Source organism: Martelella sp. (genome assembly GCF_984369615.1).
This window is the reverse complement of sequence record NZ_CFHTCS010000235.1, coordinates 1-6,979: the sequence shown is the minus strand read 5'-3', so window position 1 is coordinate 6,979 and position 6,979 is coordinate 1. Positions and strand designations below refer to the sequence as shown.

5 protein-coding genes are annotated in these 6,979 nt (G+C 63.4%); all 5 read right to left on the bottom strand.

From position 1 onward, the window contains the following. Positions 1–288 precede the first annotated feature (288 nt). Positions 289–2,283, bottom strand: a complete 1,995-nt coding sequence (locus AC5DC2_RS16610) for a CocE/NonD family hydrolase (protein ID WP_491699283.1) — start codon at positions 2,281–2,283, stop codon at positions 289–291. 72 nt (positions 2,284–2,355) lie between these two features. Beyond that, the gene (locus AC5DC2_RS16605) at positions 2,356–3,942 is read right to left on the bottom strand and encodes an ABC transporter ATP-binding protein (RefSeq protein WP_491699284.1); all 1,587 of its coding nucleotides are present in this window, start codon (positions 3,940–3,942) and stop codon (positions 2,356–2,358) included. A gap of 58 nt (positions 3,943–4,000) precedes the next feature. Further along, positions 4,001–4,825 (bottom strand): ABC transporter permease, encoded by an 825-nt coding sequence (locus tag AC5DC2_RS16600; RefSeq protein WP_491699282.1) that lies wholly within the window; start codon positions 4,823–4,825, stop codon positions 4,001–4,003. Continuing rightward, positions 4,822–5,853 (bottom strand): ABC transporter permease, encoded by a 1,032-nt coding sequence (locus AC5DC2_RS16595; RefSeq protein ID WP_491699281.1) that lies wholly within the window; start codon positions 5,851–5,853, stop codon positions 4,822–4,824. Before AC5DC2_RS16595 ends, AC5DC2_RS16600 begins: the two co-directional genes overlap by 4 nt. Positions 5,854–5,903: 50 nt before the next feature. Beyond that, positions 5,904–6,979 (bottom strand): ABC transporter substrate-binding protein (locus tag AC5DC2_RS16590; RefSeq protein WP_491699280.1); only part of this gene is annotated, 1,076 nt, incomplete at its 5' end.

Sequence of the window (6,979 nt, the reverse complement as noted above, 5' to 3'; positions counted from 1 at the left end):
CGACGATATTCAGGGGGCTTTCGAGCTTTCTGGTCGTCGATGTCGTCCGTCTCGTCCTGATCCTGATTTTCCCCACGATCGCGCTTCTGTTGCCCAACCTGATGTAGCGGTGTCGGCTGGCGGCGGAAGCGCACAAAAATGGCAGGCTCCTTCCGCCTCCTGGCCGTCGCCATTGCGGCGTCGAGCGAAAAGCAGAATCCGGCTTTCGTCCATCCGACATCTCAATAGATGGAAAGCGGAGCATCGGGGGATGTCGATCCATCGCCCGATGCCCCTCGGCAGCGCCGACTACATGAAGTCGCGGGGGATGCGCTGTTCGAAGGACTTCGCGAAGATTTCGCGGTCGCCTTCGAATGCCGTCACGCTTGCCGCGATGATCCAGTCCTTATTCGTGCAGCGCATCGTCGTGGTGGTTTTGGTCGAAACCGACCAGCCATCGCGCTCGATCCGGATATTCCAGTCGATATCGCCCTTCATCGACAGCGGGTCGTTGGGGTCGATAGACCAGTCCTCGTTGCGGATTTCCTGGGTGCGCAATCCATTTTGCGGATGCACTTCCAGCCCGGTGTCCTCGTAGATGCGATAGTGCGTCAGGCCGGTGACCAGATCCTTTTCGACCGAGCGGCGGGTTTCCTCGGGCGATCGCATTTCATATTGCGGCAGCGGATTTGGGTTTTCCGGCTCGGCGACGGTGATGCGCTCGTGATCGCCCAGAAGCGGCAGGGCAAGGCGGATGCTGGCCGTATCGATCGTGAGGCCCGGCGCCTCGGGCGACGGCAGGATGGTCGGCCAGTAGCTTGTCGAAAGCGCGAGCTTGATGCGATGGCCGGGCGCGAAGCGGTAACCCATGGCGTCGAGCTGCATGGTGATGCACGTCTTCTCGCCACGGGGCATGTTGGTCGGTGTTTCGTTGCCGTCGCGATGGGCAAGGTTCAGGACGCCGTAGCAGGCGCGGGTTTCCGTGCCATCGGGATGGACATCGATGATCCGGACGGCAAGGTTTTCCCAGTCGCCTTCGCAGGTGACGTCGACAGTAAGTTCGGGCGCGCCGAGATAGATGGCTTCTTCGGCAAGCGGCCCGGTCTGGAAGGTCAGCGAACCGCCATTGTCGCTGCGCTGATCGCCGGCAATTTCGGCATCGGGCTTCAGCGTGAACCATTCGCCGCCGCTGGTCCCGGTATCGAGCGGCGAGCGTAGATAGATGTCGCCCGTGCCTTCGCTGGCGCCGGTCGCGTTGAGCGTTCCGTCGGCAGCGACGGTCAGCATCTGCGTCTGCGGCTTCTCCCAGTCCTTCTTGGCAATCCAGTAGCCGGGATCGTTTTCGCGCCTCAGCGTCGGGCGCGGTCCGTCGAGAATATAGGCGCGCATCTGCGGAAGCTGTTCAGCACCATTATCGGCATCGTCCAGCCAGCGTTTCCACCATGCGATTGCCTCGGCGTGGAAGTCCATGCGCGGCTTCGGCCATGCGAAATGCGGATATTTGTGGATCCACGGGCCGACAATCGCCTTGCCTTTATCGCCCAAACCCTCAATCGCCTTCAGCGGCGTGTTGCGATAGCCGTCCGCCCAGCCGGCAATCACCAGCGCGGGAACGGGAAAGCCGCCGAAATCCTCACAGATCGAGCCGTGTTTCCAGAAATCGTCGCGACGCTGATGCGCGAGCCATTCCTCCATGAAGAAAGGCTGGCCTTCCAGCCGCTCAAGCCACATTTCCTTCCACCGGTCGCCGACCAGATCGACGTCCGGGGTGCGCGACTGATAGGCGAGCATTGTACCCGCCCAGGAGAGCTGGGCGGAGAGATGCGTGCCGTTCTTGTAGTGAATATCGTCATTGTAGCGGTCGACGGTGGAGGCGATCGAGATCACGGCCTTCAGCTGCGGCGGTTTCAGCGCCGCGACCTGCAGGCAGTTGAACCCGCCCCAGGAAATGCCCATCATCCCGACATTGCCGTTCGACCAGGGCTGGGCGGCGATCCATTCGAGGATCTCGCAGGCATCGGAGAGTTCGCGCGGGGTATATTCGCCGTCGATGACGCCTTCGGATTCGCCCGAGCCGCGGATATCGACGCGGACGCCGGCAATGCCGGCGGCGGCGAAGACCGGATAGGTGGATTCGTCGCGCGGGTCGGTTCCGCCGCGCTTGCGGTAGGGAAGATATTCCAGCACGGTCGGTACCGGCCTGTCCGTCGCGCCGTCCGGCATCCAGATTCGCGTTGCGAGCCGCGTGCCGTCCTTGAGCGTGATCCACTGGTCCTCGGACGTCGTAAAACCTTGTTTCGCCATGGTTTTGACCTTTTCGTATTCGGGTTCTTGTCGGTAAGGGGCGCGGGCCGGAGGGGCGGCCCGGCCGGAATGTCAGTTGCCGGCGCTCACCGTCCTGCGGCTGGCGAGCACGTCTTCCAGCCAGCCGATCTTCATTTCGGGCAGGGATTTCAGCAGCAGATCGGTATAGTCGTCGAAGGGCGGGGACAGCGCCTCCGCCTTGGGGCCGAAGCGGACCAGCCTGCCCTGATGCATCACCGCGACGCTGTCGGCAATCGCCCGGACAATGGCGATATCGTGGGTGATGAAGATGTAGGAAAGCTGTTCTTCCTTCTGAAGCTGCAGCAGCAGTTTCAAAATGCCGTCGGCCACCAGCGGATCGAGCGCCGAGGTCGGCTCGTCGCAGATGATCAGCTCCGGCCGGGCGGCGAGCGCGCGGGCAATCGCCACGCGCTGTTTCTGTCCGCCGGAAAGCTCTGCGGGATAGCGATCGTAATAGCCGCTGCCCATTTCGATCTGTTCGAGCAGCTCGTTGACCCGGCCGCGGCGCGCGGAACCTCTGAGACCTTCGTAGAAGGTCACCGCCCGTCCGACGATGCCGCCCACGGTCTGGCGCGGGTTCATGGCGGTGTCGGCCATCTGGTAGATCAGCTGAAGCCGGCGCAGCTCCTCGCGGCTGCGGTTCTTCAGCGCCGGCGGCAGGTCCTGCCCGCCAAAGCGCACGCTGCCGGCGGTCGGCGGCAGAAGGCCCGTCGCCACCCGCGCAAGGGTTGATTTGCCCGAACCGGATTCGCCGACAATCGCAAGCGTCTGCCCTTTGGGAACATGCAGCGACACATCGAACAGCACCGGCATGGTGCCGTAGGAGGCCGAGATGTTGTTCATCTCGAAGAAGCGGTCGGACTGGTCGGCGGCTTCCTCGTGCCGGATCGCGCGGACATTCACCAGCTCGCGGGTGTATTCGGCATCCGGGTTTTCGATGATCTTTTCGACGCTGCCATATTCCACGGTCTCGCCATGGCGCAGCACCATGATGTCGTCGGCCACCTGCGCCACGACCGCCAGATCATGGGTGATGTAGAGCGCGGCGGTTCCGGTTTTTTCGATCGCGGTCTTGATCGCCGCCAGCACGTCGATCTGGGTGGTGACGTCGAGCGCGGTGGTCGGCTCGTCGAAGACGATGAGTTCCGGGCGGCTGCACAGCGCCATCGCGGTCATCGCCCGCTGCAACTGCCCGCCGGATACCTGATGGGGGTAGCGGTTGCCGAAACTTTCCGGGTCCGGCAGGCCGAGGATGTCGAACAGTTCAGCGGCCCTTTGGCGGGCCTCGCCACGGCTCATCAGCCCATGGCGCACCGTCGCCTCGATCACCTGATCGCCGAGCTTGTGGGCGGGGTTGAACGAGGCCGCCGCCGATTGCGAGACGTAGCAGACCCGCGCGCCGCGGATCGCCCGCGTGCCGGATTTACCGAGCTTCAGGATGTCGATGCCGTCCAGCAGCACCTCGCCGCCGGTAATCGTGACGCCGCCGCGCCCGTAGGCGAGCGGCGAAAGCCCGATGGTGGACTTGCCGGCGCCCGATTCCCCGATCAGCCCGAGCACCTTGCCGCGTTCCAGCGTGAAGCTCACGCCCTTGACGATCTCGATCGGATGCGGCCGTTCGCCCGGCGGATAGGCCATAGCGCCGATCTGAAGGTTGCGAACCTGAAGCAGCGGTGTTTCGTCCGGTGTTTGAAGCTCAGCCACCGCGGCCTCCTTTCAGGCTGGACGTGCGTTTCAGCAGCCAGTCGACGACGAGATTGATGGAGATGGTGAGCGCGGCAATCGCGGCCCCCGGCACAAGCGCCGCGGACACGCCGAAGATGATGCCGTCCTTGTTGTCCTTGACCATGCCGCCCCAGTCGGCCGTCGGCGGTTGGATGCCGAGCCCGAGGAAGGACAGGGTGGAAATGAACAGAACGGCGAAGGCGAGCCGCAGGCCGAATTCGGCAAGCAGCGGCGTCATCGCGTTGGGCAGGATTTCGCGGAACACGATCCACAGCGTCTTCTCGCCGCGCAGCCGCGCCGCCTCGACAAAGTCCATCACCGCGATATCGAGCGCCAGCGCCCGGCCGAGGCGGAAGACGCGGGTGGAATCGAGCACCGCCATGACGCCGATCAGCACCGCCAGGTTCTGCGGCAGCGCCGCCAGCACGATCAGCGCGAAGATCAGCGTCGGGATCGACATCATCAGGTCGTTGAGGCGCGACAGGCCCATATCGACGATCCCGCGCGTGACCGCCGCCACGAAGCTCAGAATGACCCCCAGCGAGAAGGCAAGAAGGGTGGCGCAGAATGACACGAACAGCGTCATGCGGGCGCCGTAGATCATGCGCGACAAGAGGTCCCGGCCAAGATTGTCGGTTCCCAGCAGAAAGGCCGCGCTCGCTGGTTCCCAGGGCGTGCCGACAACCTGGTTCTCGCCGTAGGGCGCAAGCCAGGGGGCGAAGGCTGCGGCGAAGAGGGCAATGGCGATGCCGGCCATGCCGATCCACGCCGTCAGCGAAACGGAACGGATATTCATCGCGGATGCCTCAGACGCGGATTGACGAGAATCGACAGAATGTCGGCGGTCATGTTCAGGAGAATGTAGATCGCGGCGAAGACCAGCCCGCAGCCCTGCACCACCGGCAGGTCGCGCACCGTCACCGCATCCACCATATACTGCCCCATGCCCGGATAGACGAAGACCACCTCGACCACGACCACGCCGACGATCAGATAGGCGAGGTTGAGCGCGACGACATTGATGATCGGCGCCAGCGCATTGGGGGCTGCGTGCTTCACGATTGCCCGCATTGCGCCGATGCCTTTCAGCTCGGCGGTTTCCATATAGGCCGACGCCATGACGTTGATGATCGCGGCCCGGGTCATGCGCATCATGTGCGCGAGCACCACCAGCACCAGCGTCGCCACCGGCAGGATGATGGTTTGAAGCTTCTCCCACAGGCTCATGCTGTCATAGACCGTGGCCGGAAACGCCGCGACCGGATGCTGGACCACGAACACCATGATCAGCAGATAAGCGACGAAGAATTCCGGCAGCGACACGGCCGCGAGCGAGACGAGATTGATCAGCCGGTCGACCAGGCGGTCGCGATAAAGCACGGCGAGAAGGCCGAGGCCGACGGCAAGCGGAACGGCGATGACCGCAGCAGCGCCCGCCAGAAGCAGCGAATTGCCGAGCCGGGCGGCAATCTGGCCGCTGACCGATTGGCCGCTCGCCCAGGACGTTCCGAAATCGCCATGCAATATGCTGACGAGCCAGTCGAAATAGCGGCTCACGAGTGGCTGGTCGAGGCCGAATTCGGCGCGCAGATTGGCGATCGACTGCGGGGTTGCCGCCTGGCCGAGATAGGTCTCGGCGAAATCGCCGGGCAGAATTTCGATCCCGGCGAAAATCAGGATCGAACTGGCGAGAAGCAGGCCGATGCCGAGGATGATCCGCTCGCCGATGCGGCTTGCCATGGGAAAGCGCGCGCGCAGGACGACGATAGGGCCGGGCGGCGGCGCGCCAACAGGGGCGGCTGGTGTTGGTTGCGTTTCTGTCATGGGGGTGTGAAAGCCGCGACTTGATTCCGCGGCTTCCTCTTTTCTTCGGATCAGGAGACGAGCCAGACGCGGCTGGCGATCTGTCCGTTGGACAGGTCGTTGCCGACATCGTCGATCCAGCCCTGCATCTTCACCGAGCGGGCATTGAGGTAGTTGTTGAACACCGGCAGGATGAGGCCGCTATTGTCGCGCACCATGATCGCCATCTCGCGGTAGAGCGCGCGGCGCTTGTCCTGATCGGTCTCGGCGCGGGCCTCAAGCAGCATCCTGTCGAATTCGGGGTCCTTGAAACGGGTATCGTTCCACGTCGACGTCGAAAGCTGGGTCGTGGTGTAGCGGATATCCTGTGTCGCCCGGCCGCCCCAGTAGGAGGCGCAGAACGGCTTCTTGTTCCACACATTCGACCAGTATCCGTCGGCCGGCTCGCGCTGGAGCTGGATGTCGATGCCCGCTTCCTTGGCGTTGGCCTGGAAAAGCACGGAAGCATCGACCGCGCCGGTGAAGGCGGCATCGGAGGTGCGCAGCAGGATCGGGCCTTCATGGCCGGATTTCTTGAAGTAGTGCGCCGCCTCTTCCGGATCGTAGGCGCGCTGGGGAATGTCCGTCGGCGCCAGCGCATAGGCATCGTTCACCGGATAATCGTTGCCGAGCGTGCCGTAGCCGCCAAGAACGGTATTCAGCATCGCCTCGCGGTCGATGGCGAGTTTCAGCGCCATCCTGAGGTCGTTATTGTCGAAAGGCGCGGTGTCGCCATGCATCAGGAAGGAATAGAAACCCTTGCCCTTGGTGCTGATGGTCTCGATATTCGGCGCCCGCGACAGCAAGGACATCGTCTTCGGGCTCAGCGTGTTGATGAAATGCACCTTGCCGGAGGAGAGCGCGGCGATGCGGGCGGTGTTGTCGTTGATGACGAGAACCTCGACGCTGTCGACGAAGCCGCGGTCCTCGTTCCAGTCATCCTCATTCTTCGAAAAGGTGATGCGGATGCCCGGCTCGAAGCTTTCCAGCTTGTAGGGTCCCGTGCCGACGGCGCTGTTGGGATCATCCATGCCGCCGTTCTTCTGGATCTGAAGATGATAGTCCGTCAGCATCAGCGGCAGGTCGGCATTGCCGTTCTTCAGCGTGA

Coding starts and splice junctions, on each gene's coding strand:
- AC5DC2_RS16610 (WP_491699283.1), bottom strand. CDS start 2,283: ATGGCGAAACAAGGTTTTACGACGTCCGAGGACCAGTGGATCACGCTC.
- AC5DC2_RS16595 (WP_491699281.1), bottom strand. CDS start 5,853: ATGACAGAAACGCAACCAACACCAGCCGCCCCTGTTGGCGCGCCGCCG.
- AC5DC2_RS16605 (WP_491699284.1), bottom strand. CDS start 3,942: ATGGCCTATCCGCCGGGCGAACGGCCGCATCCGATCGAGATCGTCAAG.
- AC5DC2_RS16600 (WP_491699282.1), bottom strand. CDS start 4,825: ATGAATATCCGTTCCGTTTCGCTGACGGCGTGGATCGGCATGGCCGGC.